Genomic DNA, 18,666 nt, shown 5'->3' on the forward strand with positions numbered 1-18,666 from the left:
GGGGGCCCGTACCGGGCTCGATGAAACGATTTGTTTTACCGCTTTAATCTAAAAAACCTAAACCATACGACGTAAAAGTCGGGAGGAAAGATGGAAACTGTAGTTGGTCTAACCGCTATCGCTGTTGCACTGTTGATCGGCCTGGGCGCACTGGGTACCGCAATTGGTTTCGGCCTGTTGGGTGGCAAGTTCCTGGAAGGCGCAGCGCGTCAGCCAGAAATGGTTCCAATGCTGCAAGTTAAAATGTTCATCGTTGCCGGTCTGCTCGACGCCGTAACCATGATCGGCGTTGGTATCGCTCTGTTCTTCACCTTCGCGAACCCTTTCGTTGGTCAACTCGCTCACTAATCACTCGGTTTTTCGAGTTGAGCAAGTGTGATGGACAACGAACGAGCGAGGTGTTGGCGTGAACATTAATGCAACCCTGATTGGCCAGTCCGTTGCGTTCTTCATTTTTGTACTGTTTTGCATGAAGTTCGTGTGGCCTCCGGTCATCGCGGCTTTGCACGAACGTCAGAAGAAGATCGCGGATGGACTGGACGCTGCCGCCCGAGCAGCTCGCGACCTGGAATTGGCCCAAGATAAAGCGGGTCAACAACTGCGCGAAGCTAAAGCTCAGGCAGCCGAAATCATTGAGCAAGCCAAGAAGCGCGGTAATCAGATCGTCGAAGAGGCTGTTGATAAAGCCCGTGTCGACGCTGAACGTGTGAAATTGCAGGCTCAGGCCGAGATCGAACAGGAACTGAACAGTGTCAAAGACGCGCTGCGTGCCCAACTGGGTGCACTGGCCGTTGGCGGCGCCGAGAAGATCCTGGGTGCCACAATCGATCAAAACGCGCACGCGGAGCTGGTAAACAAACTGGCTGCTGAAATTTAAGCGAGGGCGATCATGGCAGAACTGACCACGTTGGCCCGACCTTACGCTAAGGCAGCCTTCGAGCATGCCCAGGCCCACCAGCAACTGGCCTCTTGGTCAGCCATGCTCGGCCTGGCTGCAGCAGTGTCGCAAGACGACACCATGCAGCGCGTGCTCAAGGCCCCGCGACTGACGAGCGCAGACAAGGCCGCCACGTTTATTGACGTGTGCGGCGACAAGTTTGATGCCAAGGCACAGAACTTCATCAACGTCGTTGCCGAAAACGACCGTCTCCCGCTTTTGCCGGAGATATCCGCTCTGTTCGACCTGTACAAGGCCGAACAAGAGAAGTCGGTAGACGTTGAAGTGACCAGTGCTTTCGCGTTGAACCAAGAACAGCAAGACAAACTCGCCAAGGTTCTCAGTGCACGACTCAACCGGGAAGTGCGCCTGCAAGTCGAGGAAGACAAATCCCTGATAGGGGGCATTGTCATCCGCGCCGGCGACCTGGTTATCGATGGCTCGGTTCGCGGCAAACTCGCGAACCTTGCCGAAGCATTGAAATCTTGAGTTTGAAGGGGCAGCAGAGCAATGCAGCAACTCAATCCTTCCGAAATAAGTGAAATTATCAAGGGCCGCATCGAAAAGCTCGATGTGACCTCCCAAGCCCGTAACGAAGGCACTGTCGTCAGCGTATCTGACGGCATCGTGCGGATTCACGGTCTGGCCGACGTTATGTACGGCGAGATGATCGAGTTTCCGGGCGGCGTCTACGGTATGGCCCTCAACCTGGAGCAAGACTCTGTAGGTGCCGTTGTATTGGGCTCTTACCAGACTCTGGCTGAAGGCATGAGCGCCAAGTGCACTGGCCGCATCCTCGAAGTTCCGGTTGGTAAGGAACTGCTGGGTCGCGTAGTCGACGCACTGGGTAACCCAGTTGACGGCAAAGGTCCGCTGAACAACACCGAGACCGACGCGGTCGAGAAAGTTGCTCCGGGCGTGATCTGGCGTAAGTCGGTAGACCAGCCTGTACAGACTGGCTACAAGGCTGTCGACGCCATGATCCCTGTCGGCCGTGGCCAGCGTGAGCTGATCATCGGTGACCGTCAGATCGGTAAAACCGCTCTGGCGATCGACGCGATCATCAACCAGAAAGACAGCGGCATCTTCTGCGTCTACGTAGCGATCGGTCAGAAACAATCGACCATCGCCAACGTGGTTCGCAAGCTGGAAGAAAACGGCGCCTTGGCTAACACCATCGTCGTAGCTGCCAGTGCTTCGGAATCGGCTGCACTGCAATTCCTGGCACCGTACTCCGGTTGCACCATGGGCGAATATTTCCGCGACCGCGGTGAAGACGCGCTGATCGTTTATGACGATCTGTCCAAGCAAGCAGTGGCTTACCGCCAGATTTCCCTGCTGCTGCGCCGTCCACCAGGCCGTGAAGCCTACCCAGGCGACGTGTTCTATCTCCACTCCCGTCTGCTGGAGCGCGCATCCCGCGTTTCGGAAGAGTACGTAGAGAAGTTCACCAACGGTGCCGTGACTGGCAAGACCGGTTCCTTGACCGCTCTGCCAATCATTGAAACCCAGGCTGGCGACGTTTCCGCGTTCGTTCCGACCAACGTGATTTCCATCACCGACGGTCAGATCTTCCTGGAATCGGCCATGTTCAACTCCGGGATCCGTCCTGCAGTGAACGCCGGTGTTTCGGTATCCCGTGTGGGTGGTGCCGCTCAGACCAAGATCATCAAGAAGCTTTCCGGTGGTATCCGTACCGCTCTGGCTCAGTACCGTGAACTGGCTGCATTCGCCCAGTTCGCTTCTGACCTGGACGAAGCCACTCGCAAGCAGCTTGAGCACGGTCAGCGCGTTACCGAGCTGATGAAGCAGAAGCAATATGCGCCGATGTCCATTGCCGACATGTCGTTGTCCCTGTATGCCGCTGAACGTGGCTTCCTGGTAGACATCGAGATTCCAAAAATCGGTAGCTTCGAGCAGGCCATGATTGCTTACTTCAACCGCGATCACGCCGAATTGATGGCGAAGATCAACGTGAAGGGTGACTTCAATGACGAAATCGACGCTGGCCTGAAAGCCGGTATCGAGAAGTTCAAGGCCACCCAAACCTGGTAAGCCGCAGCGGGGGCCGAGAGGCTCCCGCTTGCTAACCTGATAGGTGTTACATGGCAGGCGCAAAAGAGATTCGCAGTAAGATTGCGAGCATCAAAAGCACGCAAAAAATTACCAGCGCCATGGAAAAAGTGGCGGTCAGCAAAATGCGCAAGGCACAAATGCGCATGTCGGCTAGCCGTCCTTACGCGGAGCGCATCCGCCAGGTTATTGGTCATCTGGCCAACGCTAACCCGGAATATCGCCACCCGTTCATGATCGACCGTGCTATCAAGCGCGTTGGTTATGTCGTCGTGAGCAGTGACCGTGGTCTGTGTGGTGGCTTGAACACCAACCTGTTCAAGGCTTTGGTCAAGGACATGGCGGTAAACCGCGAACAAGGCGTCGAGATCGATCTGTGCGTGATTGGTAGCAAAGGTGCGGCTTTCTTCCGCAACTTCGGCGGTAACGTCGTTGCAGCTATCAGCCACCTGGGTGAAGAGCCGTCGATCAATGACCTGATCGGCAGCGTCAAGGTGATGCTGGATGCCTACCTGGACGGCCGTATTGACCGCCTGTGCGTGGTGTCCAACAAGTTCATCAACACCATGACGCAACAGCCTACCGTGGAGCAGTTGATTCCACTGGTGGCGACCCCGGATCAAGAACTCAAGCACCACTGGGACTATCTCTACGAACCGGATGCCAAGGAGCTGCTTGACGGCTTGATGGTCCGTTACGTGGAATCGCAGGTCTACCAGGCGGTGGTCGAGAACAACGCAGCTGAACAAGCGGCGCGGATGATCGCAATGAAGAACGCTACCGACAACGCCGGTGACTTGATCAGCGATTTGCAGCTGATCTACAACAAGGCGCGTCAGGCTGCGATCACCCAAGAGATCTCGGAAATCGTCGGCGGCGCTGCCGCGGTTTAACGGTTCAAATATTCAGAGGATCCAGCTATGAGTAGCGGACGTATCGTTCAAATCATCGGCGCCGTTATCGACGTGGAATTTCCACGCGACAGCGTACCGAGCATCTACAACGCGCTGAAAGTCGTGAGCGCGGCAGAAACCACCCTGGAAGTTCAGCAGCAGCTGGGCGACGGCGTGGTTCGTACCATTGCGATGGGTTCCACCGAGGGCTTGAAGCGCGGTCTGGAAGTCACCGACTCTGGCGCAGCCATCTCCGTACCGGTCGGTAAAGCGACCCTGGGCCGGATCATGGACGTACTGGGCAACCCGATCGACGAAGCTGGCCCGATTGACACCGAAGAACGCTGGGGCATTCACCGTCCTGCGCCGTCCTTCGCTGAACAAGCTGGCGGCAACGACCTGCTGGAAACCGGCATCAAGGTTATCGACCTGGTTTGCCCGTTCGCCAAGGGCGGTAAAGTCGGTCTGTTCGGTGGTGCCGGTGTAGGCAAAACCGTAAACATGATGGAACTGATCCGTAACATCGCCATCGAGCACAGCGGTTATTCCGTGTTCGCCGGTGTGGGTGAGCGTACTCGTGAGGGTAACGACTTCTACCACGAGATGAAGGATTCCAACGTTCTGGACAAAGTGGCACTGGTTTACGGTCAGATGAACGAGCCGCCGGGAAACCGTCTGCGCGTAGCTCTGACCGGCCTGACCATGGCCGAGAAGTTCCGTGACGAAGGTAACGACGTTCTGCTGTTCGTCGACAACATCTATCGTTACACCCTGGCCGGTACTGAAGTATCCGCACTGCTGGGCCGTATGCCTTCTGCAGTAGGTTACCAGCCGACCCTGGCTGAAGAGATGGGTACTCTGCAAGAGCGCATCACTTCCACCAAAAACGGTTCGATCACTTCGATCCAAGCGGTATACGTACCTGCGGATGACTTGACTGACCCGTCGCCAGCGACCACCTTCGCCCACTTGGACGCCACCGTCGTTCTGTCCCGTGACATCGCTTCCCTGGGTATCTACCCAGCGGTAGATCCACTGGATTCGACTTCGCGTCAGCTGGACCCGAACGTGATCGGTCAGGACCACTACGACACCGCTCGCGGCGTTCAGTATGTTCTGCAGCGTTACAAAGAACTGAAGGACATCATTGCGATCCTGGGTATGGACGAGCTGTCGGAAACCGACAAGCAGTTGGTATCCCGCGCTCGTAAGATCCAGCGCTTCTTGTCGCAGCCGTTCTTCGTGGCTGAAGTCTTCACCGGTGCGTCGGGTAAATACGTTTCCCTGAAAGACACCATTGCTGGCTTCAAAGGCATCCTCAACGGTGACTACGACCACCTGCCAGAACAAGCGTTCTACATGGTCGGCGGCATCGAAGAAGCGATCGAGAAAGCCAAGAAACTGTAATCCAGGCGCCCGGCGACGGGCGCTAATTTAGGTTGAGGCAATCAGATGGCTATGACAGTCCATTGCGACATCGTCAGTGCGGAAGGGGAAATCTTCTCCGGTCTGGTCGAGATGGTGATTGCGCACGGTGAGCTGGGTGATCTTGGTATCGCTCTGGGTCACGCTCCGCTGATCACTAATCTGAAACCAGGTCCGATCCGCTTGATCAAGCAGGGCGGGGAAGCCGAGGTGTATTACATCTCCGGTGGTTTCCTCGAGGTTCAGCCGAACATGGTCAAGGTGCTTGCCGACACTGTGCAACGTGCTGCCGACCTGGACGAAGCCTCCGCTCAGCTAGCCGTTCAGGCTGCTGAGAAGGCCTTGCATGAAAGAGGAGCCGAGTTCGACTACGGTTCCGCTGCCGCTCGTCTGGCCGAGGCGACAGCTCAGCTGCGCACCGTCCAGCAGATCCGCAAGAAGTTCGGCGGCTGATAGCCTCCCGCTTGTTGTGTGATTGATTAAAAAGGGTAGCCTCGGCTACCCTTTTTCTTTTTCTGCAAATTACCTCTTGGTCGCAGCCGCCGACCACCCAGGATTGGTAGCCAGTCATGTCTCTAGAAATCGTTATTCTCGCTGCCGGCCAAGGCACTCGCATGCGTTCGGCGCTGCCGAAGGTGCTTCACCCGGTGGCGGGCAATTCCATGCTTGGCCATGTTATCCACAGCGCCCGCCAACTTGATCCACAGCGCATTCACGTGGTGATTGGCCATGGCGCTGACGTGGTACGTGAGCGTCTGGCAGCAGATGACTTGAACTTCGTGTTGCAGGACCAGCAACTCGGCACAGGTCACGCAGTGGCCCAGGCTGTGCCGTTCATTACCGCCGATACCGTATTGATCCTTTACGGTGACGTGCCGCTGATCGAGGTCCCGACCCTGCAACGCCTGCTCAAGCTTGTGACACCGCTGCAGATGGGGCTGTTGACCGTCGAACTCGATGACCCGACGGGTTATGGCCGTATCGTGCGCAATGCCGATGGGCGTGTGACCGCTATCGTCGAACACAAGGATGCCAGTGAAGCCGAGCGTACGATCACTGAAGGCAATACCGGCATTATGGCGGTGCCGGCCAGTCATCTGGGGGACTGGATGAGCCGGCTCTCCAACAACAATGCGCAGGGCGAGTATTACCTGACCGACGTGATTGCCATGGCAGTCAGCGACGGTCTGGTGGTGGACACCGAGCAGCCTCACGATGCGATGGAAGTGCAGGGCGCCAATGACCGCAAACAGCTCGCGGAGCTTGAGCGTCATTATCAGTTGCGCGAAGGCCGTCGGCTGATGGCCCAAGGTGTAACGCTGCGCGATCCGGCGCGGTTTGATGTGCGCGGTGAAGTGACTGTCGGCCGTGATGTGCTGATAGACATCAACGTGATTCTCGAAGGCCGTGTGGTCATCGAAGACGACGTGGTCATTGGCCCGAACTGCGTGATCAAGGACAGCACCCTGCGCAAGGGCGTGGTCATCAAGGCCAACAGCCACATTGAAGGCGCGGTATTGGGCGAGGGCAGTGATGCCGGTCCGTTCGCGCGCTTGCGTCCGGGCACTGTGCTGGAAGCCCGCGCCCATGTGGGTAACTTCGTCGAACTGAAGAATGCCCATCTGGGTGAAGGCGCCAAGGCGGGCCACTTGACCTACCTGGGCGATGCCGAAGTCGGCGCGCGCACCAACATCGGCGCCGGCACCATCACCTGCAACTATGATGGCGTCAACAAGTGGAAGACGGTCCTGGGTGAAGACGTATTCATTGGTTCCAACAACTCGTTGGTAGCGCCTGTGGATATCCTGGACGGCGCGACCACTGCGGCGGGTTCGACGATTACCTCGACTGTGGATAAGTCTCAGTTGGCCGTTGGTCGGGCTCGACAGAAGAATATCGATGGCTGGAAGCGTCCAGTGAAAGTCCAGAAGAGCTGAGTTATCCACAGATCAATGATTGGCTGAAGTTATTCACAGCCTGATTCATTGCCTTCGCGAGCAAGCCCACTCCCACAGGTTTATACGCAATTCCCGTGTGAGCGGGCTTGCTCGCGAATGGGTTAACCACCGATCTTTTTTCGTGTGCTGGCTTGACGGAGTTTCGCTGATAGGTTTTGATTGCTTTCGTTATCTTTCGAATCGAAACTTACCAGCTCATGTCAAAGCGCAATACACCACAACGTCGCCACAATATCCTTGCCTTGCTGACTGAGCAGGGTGAAGTCAGTGTGGATGAATTGGCCAAGCGTTTTGAAACCTCTGAAGTTACAATTCGCAAAGATTTGGCGGCACTTGAAAGCAATGGCTTGTTGTTACGCCGTTACGGCGGAGCGATCACCATGCCGCATGAGTTGGTCAGTGATCCGGGCCAATCCGTTTCCCGGTACAAACAAGCCATTGCTCAAGCCGCGGTGGCGCGGATTCGTGAACATGCGCGGATCATTATCGACAGTGGCAGCACCACGGCGGCAATGATTCCACAACTTGGCCAACAGCCGGGCCTGGTCGTCATGACCAATTCGTTGTATGTCGCCAATGCGTTGAGCGAACTTGAACATGAACCGGTGCTGTTGATGACCGGTGGAACCTGGGACCCGCATTCCGAGTCATTTCAGGGGCAGGTCGCCGAGCAGGTCCTGCGCTCGTACGATTTTGATCAGTTGTTCATCGGTGCCGATGGCATTGATCTGGTACGAGGCACCACGACCTTCAACGAATTGCTCGGTCTGAGCCGGGTGATGGCCGATGTGGCCCGTGAAGTGATCGTGATGGTCGAATCCGAGAAGATCGGCCGCAAGATTCCAAACCTGGAACTGCCATGGAGCAGCATCCATACCCTTATTACCGATGATCGCCTGCCGCAAGAGGCTCGCGACCAGATTCAGGCCCGCGGCATTAACGTGATATGCGCGGCAGTCAGCCAGGAGAAATAGCATGTGTGGAATTGTCGGCGCAGTCGCGGAACGTAATATCACTGCCATTTTGCTCGAAGGTCTGAAGCGCCTCGAATACCGCGGCTACGACAGCGCCGGTGTGGCGGTTTACACCAACGGTGAAAAACTTGAGCGCATGCGTCGCCCGGGCAAGGTCAGCGAACTGGAACAGGCCCTGGCGCAAGAACCGCTGGTTGGCCGTCTCGGTATCGCCCACACCCGTTGGGCCACTCACGGTGCGCCGTGCGAGCGTAACGCTCACCCGCATTTCTCCGGCGATCTGGCGGTGGTGCACAACGGCATCATCGAAAACCATGAAGCCCTGCGCGAGCAGCTCAAGGCACTGGGTTATGTGTTCACCTCGGACACCGATACCGAAGTCATTGCTCACCTGCTGAACCACAAACTAAAAGAACTCCCTGACCTGACCGTCGCCCTCAAGGCCACCGTCAAGGAGTTGCACGGCGCTTACGGCCTGGCCGTTATCAGCGCGCAACAACCGGATCGCCTGGTCGCAGCTCGCAGTGGCAGCCCACTGGTGATCGGCCTGGGTCTGGGCGAGAACTTCCTCGCGTCCGACCAGTTGGCATTGCGTCAGGTCACTGACCGTTTCATGTACCTGGAAGAGGGCGACATCGCGGAGATCCGCCGCGACAGCGTGCAGATCTGGGATATCGACGGCAACGTTGTCGAGCGTGACGCGGTGCAGTACCGCGACAATGCCGAGTCCGCCGAGAAGGGCGAGTTCCGTCACTACATGCTCAAGGAAATCCACGAGCAACCGTCGGTCGTGCAACGGACCCTGGAAGGCCGCCTCAGCCAGAATCAGGTCTTGGTGCAAGCGTTCGGTCCGCAAGCTGCCGAGTTGTTCGCCAAGGTCCGCAATGTGCAGATCGTCGCCTGCGGCACCAGCTATCACGCGGGTATGGTTGCGCGTTACTGGCTCGAAGAACTGGCCGGGATCCCGTGCCAGGTCGAAGTCGCCAGCGAATTCCGCTATCGCAAAGTGGTCGTGCAACCCGATTCGCTGTTCGTGACCATCTCCCAGTCGGGCGAAACCGCTGATACCCTGGCGGCACTGCGCAATGCCAAAGAGCTGGGTTTCCTCGCCAGCCTGGCGATCTGCAACGTCGGCATCAGTTCCCTGGTGCGTGAGTCCGACCTGACGCTGCTGACCCAGGCCGGTCGCGAAATCGGTGTGGCATCGACCAAAGCCTTCACCACTCAGTTGGTGGGCCTGTTGCTGTTGACCCTGTCGCTGGGTCAGGTGCGTGGCACCTTGGCTGAAGGCGTGGAAGCGACACTGGTCGAAGAGCTTCGCCGTTTGCCTGCCCGCCTGGGTGAAGCATTGGCCATGGACAGTATTGTGGAGAAAGTCGCCGAGCTGTTCGCCGACAAGAAGCACACCCTGTTCCTGGGTCGTGGCGCACAGTACCCGGTGGCAATGGAAGGCTCGCTGAAGCTCAAGGAAATTTCCTACATTCACGCTGAAGCCTACCCGGCTGGTGAACTCAAGCACGGCCCGTTGGCGCTGGTCGACGACGATATGCCGGTGGTGACGGTGGCCCCGAACAACGAACTGTTGGAGAAGTTGAAATCCAACCTGCAGGAAGTTCGTGCCCGTGGCGGCCAGCTGATTGTGTTTGCTGACGAAAAAGCCGGCATGAGCAATGGCGAAGGCACGCATGTGGTCAACATGCCGCACATCCACGACATCCTGTCGCCGATCCTCTACACCATTCCGTTGCAACTGCTCTCGTACTACGTCGCTGTGCTTAAAGGCACAGACGTCGACCAGCCGCGTAACCTGGCGAAGTCGGTGACGGTGGAGTAAGTCATTGCGGCGATCAGGCGCTCGTGGTTTTCAATAAATCACACTGACATAGAATAATTAGCGTCTGACACAGTAGTAATTAAGCTCGACACAATGAAAACCCTTTGAATACAAAGGGTTTTAATTTTTTTGGTCTCGCCGCTCATCAGGTTTCCGTCGCGCTGAGTACGATGTAATACTTTTCCGAAAACGTTATAGACATTCGAGAACAGTTCCCACTCTTTTCCGTGTCTGCGCTTGAGGTAATCGCCTCTACTTGGCCTACTAAGCTCCTTCGGTTTTATAAATACCCGCCGTCTCCTCAACAACTAACAAGCGCTCACACCATGGATGGAATCGATATGCAGGCTGGGGTCTTTTTCCTGGGTTCTAGTGGCCTGTGCGCTGCGCGCCGAGTGGGTTATCCACCGCGGTGCCCTGAGCAAGACCTCGCCGAATATCGGTTTTTCCTCCCTGCGCAGTAACACCTTCGGTGCCGATGTCTGTCGGCCTTCCGTCCTTCATTGCTGAATTCAAGGTCGAATATTTAATGAAGTCACCTTTTTCATCGCCCGCATTGCTTCCTCTCAAGATCATCGCCACCGGCGTGGCGCTACCGCCCAATCGCGTCGAGTCGGTGGACCTTGATCGGTTGTTGAACAAGCCTGCGGGCTATGTCGAGAAGCGTTCGGGGATTATCTATCGCTATCATGCCTCGGATGATGCCAGCCAGGCAGAGTTGGCGGCAGCCGCTCTTCACGACGCCCTGGACCGCCAGGGTATCGACGCCGCATCAATCGACTTGCTGATTTCGGCTTCGGCGATTTCCGTTCAGGCATTGCCGTGCACGGCGGTGCACATCCTGAAGGTCTCCCGGTTGGCGCCCGGTACCCCCGGTTTCGACATCAATAGCAGCTGTGTGAGCTTCATCTCGGCGCTACAGGTCGCCGCAGGGCTGTTAAATGCCGGAACCTACCGACGCATTGCGATCGTGTCGGCCGACCTGGCGTCACGCGGGATAGATTGGGACGATGAAGAATCCTCACTGATTTTCGGCGACGGTGCAGCGTGCGCCATCGTTGAACGGGGCGATGGCACCAGTGGGATCCTCGCCAGCCTGGTTGAAACCCACCCCCAAGGCAGCGGACTCTGTGAGATACGGGCGGGCGGCACACGACGCAATCCGCGCGCGGGCATGACCGACAGCGACTTCCTGTTCCAGATGCGCGGCAAGCAATTGTTCAGGCAAGCCTCGGCGTTGATCGAGGACTACCTGGCTCGTCTGTTGGGGGCGAGCGGGTTGACCCTGGAACAAATCGCCACGGTGGTGCCGCACCAGGCCAGCCATCTGTCGCTGGAGCATATGCGTCGACGCCTGAATGTCTCTTCCAGCGTGTTGGTGGATATCTACCGCTATCACGGCAACCAGGTGGCCGCATCGATCCCCACGGCATTGCACGCAGCGGTCACCAGCGGACGGTTTAATCGCGCCGAGCCGGCGATGCTCATCGGCACAGCGGCTGGTTTATCCTTGGCCGGCATGGTCCTGCTGCCATGAAGGTACTGCTGACTGGCGCCACCAGCGGGCTTGGGCGAAACGCAGCACAGTGGTTGCTCGATGCCGGTCATGCGGTGCATGCCACCGGTCGCGACACCCAGGTTGGTAACGCCCTGCGTGAGCTGGGCGCCGACTTTACGGCGTTGGATTTAACCCATGCAAGCCTTGAGCAATGCCAGCCATTGATGAGCGGGTGTGATGCGGTCTGGCACTGCGCCGCGAAGTCTTCGCCGTGGGGGCGCCGGGAGGATTTTTACCAGGCGAACGTGGTTGCCACGCAAAAACTGGCTGAGTCAGCGGGGCGTGCCGGTGTTCGGCGTTTTGTTCATATCTCCACGCCCTCGATCTACTTTGATTTCCAGCATCATCGTGAAATCGTCGAGAGCTACCGCGCCCCACGGTTTGCCAACCATTACGCCGCCAGCAAGTACGCGGCGGAGCAGGGCATCCAGGCTCTGGTGCCGCGCTATCCGAACACCACCTACATAATCTTGCGGCCCCGTGGCCTGTTCGGCCCACATGATCGGGTGATCCTGCCCAGGGTGCTGAGCCGGCTTGAGCACGATCGCGGCGTGTTGCGCCTTCCCGGCGGMGGCAAAGCGCTGTTGGACCTGACCTTTGTGCTCAACGTGGTGCACGCCATGGACCTGGCGAGCCGCAACAACCCTTTGCCCTCCGGGGCGGCCTACAACATCACCAACCATCAGCCGATGCGCTTGGCTGACATGCTGCATCTTTTGCTCCATGGACAGTTGGGCCTGCGCTATCAGTTGCAGGCGATACCCTACCCACTCTTGCACGCACTGGCCGGCGGGCTGGAGCTACTGAGCTGCGCTACGGGCAAAGAGCCGCAACTGACGCGCTACAGCGTCGCCGCGTTGAATTTCGATATGACGCTCAGCCAGGTGCGCGCCACTGAGGAACTGGGGTACTTGCCACGCTACACGATGGAGCAGGGGATCGAGCAAACAGGGGCCTGGTTCAGGCAACAGGGGGTGGCGGCTCATGGCTAAAGTCACCCAATTCGAGGTGGGCTACTGCACCCATATCGCCTGCATGGCACAACGCGGGGCCGGTCTGCGCGTGTGTAAGTTCCCGGCCCGGGCGTATCTGCTGGAGGTCGGCAGCCGTCGCTGGCTATGGGATACCGGCTACTCGACGCATTTCCAGGAGCAGACGCAGTCCGGCCTCTTTCGTGTGTACCGCCAGGTCACTCCGGTGTACTTCGACCCACGCGAGTCATTGGTCGAGCAACTGCGCACCGCAGGCTTGGCGGGCAATGACATCGAGGGGCTGATCCTTTCGCATTTTCATGCCGACCATATTGCCGGGCTGCGCGATTTCAGCCAGCCCAATTTCATCTGTTCGGGCCAGGGTTGGCAACAAACCCGGACGCTGCGTGGGTTTTCGGCACTGAAGCAGGCCTTTATTCCCGGCTTGATCCCGGAGAGTTTTGAAGCGCGACTGCAGTTTATTGAGAGCTTTGCACGGGTGGGCTTGTCTGAGCAGTTGGCGCCTTTCGATCACGGCTTTGAACTGCCGGGAAGTGAGGGACAGATCTTCCTGGTGCCTTTGCCAGGCCATGCGGCGGGGCATATCGGCGCGTTCATTCTCACCGACGAAGGCTGGACGTTGTTGGCCAGTGACGCCGGATGGTCTGCCCAGAGCTATCAAACCTTGCGCGGACCCTCGGTATTGGCCAATTTGCTGATGGATGATTCCCGCGTCTATTACGACACGCTCCGCCGACTGAACCAGCTGTGGACGGCCGGTCATGTCGACATCCGCCTGTGTCATGAGGGCGACCTATGATCCCGGTGAAGACCCTCTGGCACTACTTTCGTACCCGGCGTTTGACCTTCACCGATCGCGCGGTGCTGCAAGCCTATCAGGCAAAACAGCTGAAACGCTTCGCTCGACGGGTCCTTGCACAGAGTCCCTATTTTCGCCCTTACAGCGCACTGTCGGTGAGCGAGTGGCCGCTGATGGATAAGGCGCTGATGATGGCGCAGTTCGACCAGATGAACACCGCCCAATTGCAGTGCGATCAATTACTGGCGTGTGCCCGACGCAGCGAAACCGAACGCGACTTCACCCCCACGGTCGGCGCCTACAGTGTCGGGTTGTCGTCTGGCACGTCGGGGCGGCGCGGTGTGTTTGTCGTCAGTGAGCGGGAGCAACAGGTCTGGGCCGGTGGCATGCTGGCAAAGATGCTGCCCGAAGGTATTTTTGCCGGTGAACGCGTCGCGCTGTTTTTACGTGCGGACAACAACCTCTACCACAGCGTGAACAACCGCTGGCTGAGCCTGGAGTTCTACGATCTGTTTGCGCCTTTCCCGGCGCAACTGCCGCGCTTGCAGCAGCAGGCACCGACGATCATTGTCGCGCCGGCCCAGGTGTTGAGGGCGCTTGCGCTCGCGGTCCTCAATCAGCAACTGGCCCTCAACGTCAAGAAAGTGATCTCGGTAGCCGAAGTCCTGGACATGCATGATCGACGGATACTGGAGCAGGTGTTTCCTGACATCGGTGAGGTGTATCAGGCCACCGAGGGGTTTCTGGCAGCTTCATGTTCCCACGGCACGCTGCATTTGAATGAAGAGTTTCTCTACATCGAGCCACAGTGGATCGATGAGCATCGCTTTACGCCGTTGATCACCGATTTCACCCGTAGCACACAACCCATCGTGCGCTACCGGCTCGATGATGTACTGGTCAGGAAGGCCACCCCATGCCCGTGCGGGCAAGCGACCATGGCCATTGAACGGATAGAAGGTCGATGCGATGACCAGTTGCAGTTGCTCAATCGCCAGGGGACGCCGCAGGTGATATTTGCCGATCTGTGCACGCGGGCCATTGCCAACGCGTTGCCGCTGACCAGTGATTACCGGTTGATTCAACAGGCCGAACATCGTTTACAGCTCGTTGCCGACTGTTCACAACAGGAGTTGGCACAGTGTCACGCGCAACTCGTGGCAGTGCTCGAGCAACAGGGGATCGCCACCGAACCACTGGAGTGGCAACTGACGGTACAGACCGTGATGCCAGCGTTCGATCAGAAAAGACGACGAATCATTCGGCAGGTGAATCCATGATCAAGGCGATCTTTCCAAGGTTGTGGCACATGCTGCTAGGTTGGGGATCTGTGGGGGTTGTTTACAACCTCACTGACCGTCTTCAAGACGCGGGGACTGTCATCTCACCCTCGTTGATTGATCGCCTGATCCCATTCAGCCCGCACGCCATTTGGTTGTACCTGTCGTTCTTCATCATGATTGCGTTGGCTTACCTGCTTGCCCCGCTTGATCGGGTTAAATGGTTGGCCAGGGCCATGCAACTGACTGCGATAGGGGCGGGGGGCGTTTATGTGTTGTGGCCGACGACCATGGTCTATCCGCTCGATCACGGCACCACCCTCAGTTCCGATGTGTTGAGTGCATTAACACAGTTCGACTCAAAGCAAAATTGCTTACCGTCATTGCACATGGCACTGACGGTGCTGGCCGTATGGGCAGTTGGCGATGAAAGGCACAAAGTGAGAACGGTGTTGTTCATCCTATGGTCTGTGGCGATTGCCTTTTCGATCCTGCAGTTACGCCGACACCTGTTGATTGACCTGGCCAGCGGTACGTTGTTGGCACTGGTGGCTGGATGGCTGGTGCGGTGTGTTGGTTTGATTCGCTATCGTGCGGTCAGAGGAGTGGCGTGATGATTGATCTGGCGTTCCCCATCCTGTTCATGTTGCTGGTGGTGATTGGCGAGATGCTGGTGGTGCAGTGGCGCCAGCGTGACGTGGTCAACTGGCATGACGTGATGTTCAACCTGAACTCCGGCCATCTCATGCTGTGGTTGTTCCGTGGGCTGGAAATCACCTGTTACGGCTATGTCGCCAGCCACTTCAGTCTCTCGCTGTTTGAGTCATGGCCACCGGTACTGACCTGGGTATTTGCACTGTTTGCCTGGGACTTCGGTTTTTATTGGTTGCACCGGGCACATCACTACTTGCGTGTGCTGTGGGCGGTGCACGTGGTTCATCATCAGGGCGAGCATTTCAATCTGTCATTGGGGGTACGCAACTCTTGGTACTCGTCACTGACCTCTATCCCATTCTTTATGCTGTTGGCTGTGCTGGGCGTACCGTTGTCGGTGTTTGTCACGGTGTCCATCCTGCATTACACAATTCAACTGTTTAATCACAGTGCATTGACGCCCAAGTTGGGAGTCCTGGAGTCGGTGTTCGTCACGCCTGCCCACCATCGGGTACATCACGTCAAAGACATGGCCTACTCGAACAAGAACTTTGGCGGCAGTTTCATCTTCTGGGACAAACTGTTCGGCACGTTTTGTCCCTGCCTGCCGCAAGCGCCGTTCGACTATGGCGTGGGTGGCGCCAAACCGTCTGCAAACCCATTCTGGGCGAGCAATCTGCCGTTGTTGCGCTACATGCACATGCCGGTGAGCGTGTCCGATGAAGGCGGACGCTGGCGTTGCTCGAACCTGACCGTTTTCAGTGGTGCGCTGTTGGTGTTTGTCGGGGTGATTGCCTATGTCTATGAATATGGCTACGGCTACACCAACGTTCATTGGCCGCAAGTCGCGCTGTTCACCTTGTTGGCGCTGGGCCCGGTGGCGCTGGCGGGCATGGTGCAAGGGCGCGCCTGGAGCGTAATGGGTTGGCTGGCAATTTCATTGGGGCTGCCAGTGCTGTTTCTCGGGTTGCTGAGGTGGTCACAGGGGTATTGGCAGGTCGTGCTTGTCTCGCTTGGGGTGCACGGAGTAGCAGTGCTGTGGTCTTGCACCCGGCGGCGATCCGAGGCTGCGTCTGCGGTGGAGCAATCTCATGGCTGAGTCGCTCAGGCCCCTGGTCTTTCCCGCCGATGGCGAGCAGGCCTTTCATCAAGCACTCAAGCGCGCGGCTCGCGCCTATCTGGCGGATGACCACCGTTATGCCGATGGTTGGCTGCTCGCCAGGGCCTTGCTGTTGCTGGTGTTGTGCGCGGGGTTCTATGCCTTGAGCCTGATGCAGCACAACGCGTGGGCGTTTGTCGGTTGCTACTTCCTGTTTGTGATGATGGGAATGCTGTTAAACGTGGAGGTCAATCATGACGCCTCTCACAACGTCTTCTTCCGTGCACCTTGGGCCAACCGCCTGGTAGGGCGCTTGGTCACGCTGCCGTTGGGTGTGGATCCGGATTACTGGCGGGTGCGCCATGTCGATTTTCACCACGTCTACGCCAACGTCGAACATTACGACCTGGATACGGAAGAGAACGGCATCTTCCGACAGACTCCGTTCCAGCGTTGGCGTGCACACATGCGCTATCAACACCTTTACTGGCCGGTGATCGCAGCGTTGTCGCTGCCCTATGTCGCCTGGATATTTGACTGGTCGGATCGATTAGGAAAAACGCCACTCAAGTCAAAGCACGTGCTGCCGGGACGCTGGGGCTGGACGCTGTTTGTCGTCAGCAAGGTTACCCATTTGCTATTGGTGCTGGGGGTGCCGTTGGCTGTTTGTCAGCTCAATGGCATCAGTGGGTCGACGGTGCTGCTGGCGTATGCCGTGAGCCAGATGTGTGCGTCGTTGTTGGTGGTTTACTTGCTGCTTGGTACGCATTGGGCACAGGCGCAGTTTTATCGTGCACCTGATACGGCGGTGATGCCCCATGGCTGGTATCGACATAATTTCTCTACGGCGTGCGACTGGCTGACCACGCCTCCCTGGCTGCGCCATTTCACCGGTGGGCTGAATTACCATTTGACCCATCATCTGTTCCCCGGTTGGAGTCATCGTCATTACCCCGCGCTGGCGGCGATCATTGAACAGTTGGCGGTGCAACACGGCATGGACTATCGCTGTATTGGCTATCGCGAACTGCTGAGGCAACAGCAACAGTTCCTGCGCCAGATGGGGCAGGAGACGTCCATGGACAGGGTGCCCCAAAAATGAAACCGCTAACGTTCCAGCGCGATGACGCTGATGTGCATAAAGCACTGATGCAGGCGGCCAACGACTATCTGGCGGTGCACCATGATCATCGTTTCGCCGATACCTGGATGATCGCCAAGCTACTGGTGCTGGTGCTGTTATGTGCCGGGTTTTACGGCATGAGCCTGGAGCAGTCCACAGGGTGGGCTTACTGCGGTTATTACTTCGGCTTCATTTTTACGGCCATGTTTATCACGGTCAACGTGGTCCATGATGCGTCCCATAATGCGTTTTTCAAACGACGCTGGGCCAATCGCTGGCTCAATTGCCTGGTCAGCATACCGCTGGGTCTTGATCCTGATTGTTGGCGAGTGCGGCACGTTATTTTTCATCACTGGCACAATAACGTTGAGGGCTACGACCTCGATATTGAGCCCAATGGTGTTCTACGCCAGACCCCATTCCAGCGCTGGAAGCCCTTTATGCGAGTGCAGCGCTTTTACTGGCCACTGGTTGCGGCCATGACCTTCCCTTATTACATTTTTCTGTTCGACTGGTTGGACCGGGCGGGGCAAACGCCGGTGACCAGGCGAATGGCGCAACACGGCGTACGCGGCTGGAGTGTGTTTGTGTTTGGCAAAGGCACGCACCTGGTATTGGCGCTGTTGATCCCGCTCCGGGTTTTGCCACCGACCATCAGCGCGCTCGACATCGTGCTGGTTTACCTGGGCAGTCAAATGCTCTCCTCGTTGCTGTTCGTGATGCTGATCATCGGTACTCATTGGGCAAAGGCGAAGTTTTATCAGGCGCCGGAAAGTGGCGTATTACCCCACGGCCGGTATCGCCATGTGTTTGCTACCACCATTGACTGGCAGACAACGCCGCGCTGGCTGGGGTATTGGCTCGGCGGGGCCAACCTGCACCTGACACACCATCTGTTCCCGCACTGGAGCCACCGGCATTATCCGGCCTTAAGCCAGCTCATCAGCGAGGTTGCTCCACGTTTCGGCCTTGAGTACCAGCGTATCGGGCCCAGTGAAATGCTCAGGCTCCAACAGCGGTTCCTCAGTGCGATGGGCGCGAACAAAGGGGCGGATGTTTAAACGTGA

18 protein-coding genes are annotated in these 18,666 nt (G+C 57.5%); all 18 read left to right on the plus strand.

Annotated features, from left to right (window positions below):
• Nucleotides 1–90 precede the first annotated feature (90 nt).
• The 18 genes from atpE (at nt 91) to AC1DIH_RS12065 (ending at nt 18,660) form a co-directional block, all read left to right on the plus strand.
• Nucleotides 91–348, plus strand: a complete 258-nt coding sequence (gene atpE / locus AC1DIH_RS11980) for a F0F1 ATP synthase subunit C (protein WP_019694395.1) — start codon at nt 91–93, stop codon at nt 346–348.
• A 58-nt stretch (nt 349–406) separates the two neighbouring features.
• A complete protein-coding gene (locus AC1DIH_RS11985) occupies nt 407–877 on the plus strand; it encodes a F0F1 ATP synthase subunit B (protein WP_054594855.1) in 471 nt (156 codons plus the stop codon).
• 12 nt (nt 878–889) lie between these two features.
• Entirely contained in the window at nt 890–1,426 is a 537-nt protein-coding gene (locus AC1DIH_RS11990; RefSeq protein WP_054594854.1) for a F0F1 ATP synthase subunit delta, read from the plus strand.
• Between the two features lie 21 nt (nt 1,427–1,447).
• Entirely contained in the window at nt 1,448–2,992 is a 1,545-nt protein-coding gene (atpA, locus tag AC1DIH_RS11995) for a F0F1 ATP synthase subunit alpha (protein ID WP_054594853.1), read from the plus strand.
• Between the two features lie 50 nt (nt 2,993–3,042).
• A complete protein-coding gene (gene atpG / locus AC1DIH_RS12000) occupies nt 3,043–3,903 on the plus strand; it encodes a F0F1 ATP synthase subunit gamma (protein WP_019694392.1) in 861 nt (286 codons plus the stop codon).
• A gap of 27 nt (nt 3,904–3,930) precedes the next feature.
• Nucleotides 3,931–5,310, plus strand: coding sequence for a F0F1 ATP synthase subunit beta (gene atpD / locus AC1DIH_RS12005; protein WP_427541421.1), 1,380 nt, complete (start codon nt 3,931–3,933; stop codon nt 5,308–5,310).
• 45 nt (nt 5,311–5,355) lie between these two features.
• Nucleotides 5,356–5,781, plus strand: coding sequence for a F0F1 ATP synthase subunit epsilon (locus AC1DIH_RS12010; RefSeq protein WP_477771814.1), 426 nt, complete (start codon nt 5,356–5,358; stop codon nt 5,779–5,781).
• Nucleotides 5,782–5,897: 116 nt separating this feature from the next.
• Nucleotides 5,898–7,265, plus strand: coding sequence for a bifunctional UDP-N-acetylglucosamine diphosphorylase/glucosamine-1-phosphate N-acetyltransferase GlmU (glmU, locus tag AC1DIH_RS12015; protein ID WP_477771815.1), 1,368 nt, complete (start codon nt 5,898–5,900; stop codon nt 7,263–7,265).
• 218 nt (nt 7,266–7,483) lie between these two features.
• The gene (locus AC1DIH_RS12020; protein ID WP_477771816.1) at nt 7,484–8,260 is read left to right on the plus strand and encodes a DeoR/GlpR family DNA-binding transcription regulator; all 777 of its coding nucleotides are present in this window, start codon (nt 7,484–7,486) and stop codon (nt 8,258–8,260) included.
• A gap of 1 nt (nt 8,261) precedes the next feature.
• Nucleotides 8,262–10,094: a glutamine--fructose-6-phosphate transaminase (isomerizing) gene (gene glmS / locus AC1DIH_RS12025; protein ID WP_477771817.1), complete on the plus strand. Its 1,833-nt coding sequence runs from the start codon at nt 8,262–8,264 to the stop codon at nt 10,092–10,094.
• A gap of 529 nt (nt 10,095–10,623) precedes the next feature.
• Nucleotides 10,624–11,631 (plus strand): 3-oxoacyl-[acyl-carrier-protein] synthase III C-terminal domain-containing protein, encoded by a 1,008-nt coding sequence (locus tag AC1DIH_RS12030; protein ID WP_477771818.1) that lies wholly within the window; start codon nt 10,624–10,626, stop codon nt 11,629–11,631.
• Nucleotides 11,628–12,644: an NAD-dependent epimerase/dehydratase family protein gene (locus AC1DIH_RS12035; protein WP_477771819.1), complete on the plus strand. Its 1,017-nt coding sequence runs from the start codon at nt 11,628–11,630 to the stop codon at nt 12,642–12,644. Before AC1DIH_RS12030 ends, AC1DIH_RS12035 begins: the two co-directional genes overlap by 4 nt.
• Nucleotides 12,637–13,443 carry an MBL fold metallo-hydrolase gene (locus AC1DIH_RS12040; protein ID WP_477771820.1) on the plus strand — a complete coding sequence of 269 codons (807 nt, stop codon included), beginning with the start codon at nt 12,637–12,639 and terminating at the stop codon, nt 13,441–13,443. The genes AC1DIH_RS12035 and AC1DIH_RS12040 overlap by 8 nt, the downstream gene beginning before the upstream one ends.
• A complete protein-coding gene (locus AC1DIH_RS12045; protein WP_477771821.1) occupies nt 13,440–14,723 on the plus strand; it encodes a F390 synthetase-related protein in 1,284 nt (427 codons plus the stop codon). Before AC1DIH_RS12040 ends, AC1DIH_RS12045 begins: the two co-directional genes overlap by 4 nt.
• Entirely contained in the window at nt 14,720–15,337 is a 618-nt protein-coding gene (locus tag AC1DIH_RS12050; RefSeq protein ID WP_477771822.1) for a phosphatase PAP2 family protein, read from the plus strand. The genes AC1DIH_RS12045 and AC1DIH_RS12050 overlap by 4 nt, the downstream gene beginning before the upstream one ends.
• On the plus strand, nt 15,337–16,476 hold the full coding sequence (locus tag AC1DIH_RS12055; protein WP_477771823.1) for a sterol desaturase family protein: 1,140 nt from the start codon (nt 15,337–15,339) through the stop codon (nt 16,474–16,476). Before AC1DIH_RS12050 ends, AC1DIH_RS12055 begins: the two co-directional genes overlap by 1 nt.
• Nucleotides 16,469–17,578 (plus strand): acyl-CoA desaturase, encoded by a 1,110-nt coding sequence (locus AC1DIH_RS12060; protein WP_477771824.1) that lies wholly within the window; start codon nt 16,469–16,471, stop codon nt 17,576–17,578. Before AC1DIH_RS12055 ends, AC1DIH_RS12060 begins: the two co-directional genes overlap by 8 nt.
• Nucleotides 17,575–18,660, plus strand: a complete 1,086-nt coding sequence (locus AC1DIH_RS12065) for a fatty acid desaturase family protein (protein ID WP_477771825.1) — start codon at nt 17,575–17,577, stop codon at nt 18,658–18,660. The genes AC1DIH_RS12060 and AC1DIH_RS12065 overlap by 4 nt, the downstream gene beginning before the upstream one ends.
• Nucleotides 18,661–18,666 lie beyond the last annotated feature (6 nt).

The organism is Pseudomonas sp. 05N36 (assembly GCF_056397385.1).